Genomic DNA, 1,320 nt, shown 5'->3' with positions numbered 1-1,320 from the left:
CGGCGTGGGTCACCGGGTCAGCGGTTTCCTGGGCAGCCTTGGCGAGAACGGTGGCCATGGTCGTCACCTCCTGGGAGTGGGGCTTACGGGCGGGTGGGGTTACTTGGTGCCGAGGCCGGCGTCGGTGACGGCGGGCTTGCCGGCGGCGGTGAGGACCTTGTCGAGGAGGGTGAGGTCGTAGATGCCGGCCAGGTCAGCCTCTGCGGCCGCCCCCCGTCGCGGAGGACGATCAGGCGTCGGCGGTCGTCTCAGAAGTCCCAGCCCTCGTCGTCCTGGACGGGCTCGGCCGCGGCGGTCGCGAACGACTCACCGGCCATGCCCGCCGCGAGGGTGGTGCCGTCGGCCGGGTCGATCAGGAGGAAGGACCCGGTGCGGCGCGAGTCGGCGTACGCGTCGAGCGCGAGGGGTTCGGCGGTGCGCACGACGACCCGGCCGATGTCGTTCGCCACCAGCTGCCCGGGGCTCGGGTGCTGGGACAGGTCGTCCAGCGTCAGCCGGGAGGGGATCTCCTTGACGATGGCCTTGACCGTGCGCGTGGTGTGCTTCAGCAGCACCCGGGCGCCGACCGCCAGCGGCTGGTCGGCCACGTGGCAGACCGTGGCGACCACGTCCTGCGTGGTGGCCGGCGCGCTCGCGGTCGGGGCGATCAGGTCGCCGCGCGAGATGTCGATGTCGTCCGCCAGGCGCAGCGTCACCGACTGCGGGGCCCAGGCGATGTCCACGCTCTTGCCCAGTGCGTCGATGCCCTCGATGACCGAGGTCTTCCCCGACGGCAGCACCGTGACGGCCTCGCCCACGCGCAGCACGCCGGAGGCGATCTGGCCGGCGTAGCCCCGGTAGTCGGGGTGCTCGGCGCTCTGCGGGCGGATCACGTACTGCACCGGGAAGCGGGCCGGGCAGGCGGTCAGGTCGTGGCTGACGGGCACGGTCTCCAGGTGCTCCAGCACCGTCGGCCCGCCGTACCAGTCCATGTTGGCGGACGGCTCCACCACGTTGTCACCGGCCAGCGCCGAGATCGGGATCGCGGTGATCTCCGGGACGCCGAGCGTTGCGGCGTAGGAGGTGAACTCCTCGGCGATCTTCGCGAAGACGGACTCGTCGTAGCCGACGAGGTCCATCTTGTTGACGGCCAGGACCACGTGGGGGACCCGCAGCAGGGCGGCGACCGCGGCGTGCCGGCGGGTCTGCTCGACCACGCCGTTGCGGGCGTCGACCAGCACCACGGCGAGTTCGGCGGTGGAGGCGCCGGTGACCATGTTGCGGGTGTACTGCACGTGGCCGGGGGTGTCGGCGAGGATGAACCGGCGGCGGGCGGTGGCG

The 1,320-nt window shown here is 72.4% G+C and carries 1 protein-coding gene; it reads right to left on the bottom strand.

The features are described 5' to 3' along the window. Positions 1–248: 248 nt before the first annotated feature. A partial coding sequence (locus IF43_RS0135510) for a sulfate adenylyltransferase subunit 1 (protein ID WP_030211124.1) occupies positions 249–1,320 on the bottom strand: 1,072 nt, incomplete at its 5' end.

The organism is Streptomyces sp. NRRL S-87 (assembly GCF_000719335.1).
Taxonomy (GTDB): domain Bacteria; phylum Actinomycetota; class Actinomycetes; order Streptomycetales; family Streptomycetaceae; genus Streptomyces.
This window is presented reverse-complemented; position numbering and strand designations above follow the sequence as displayed.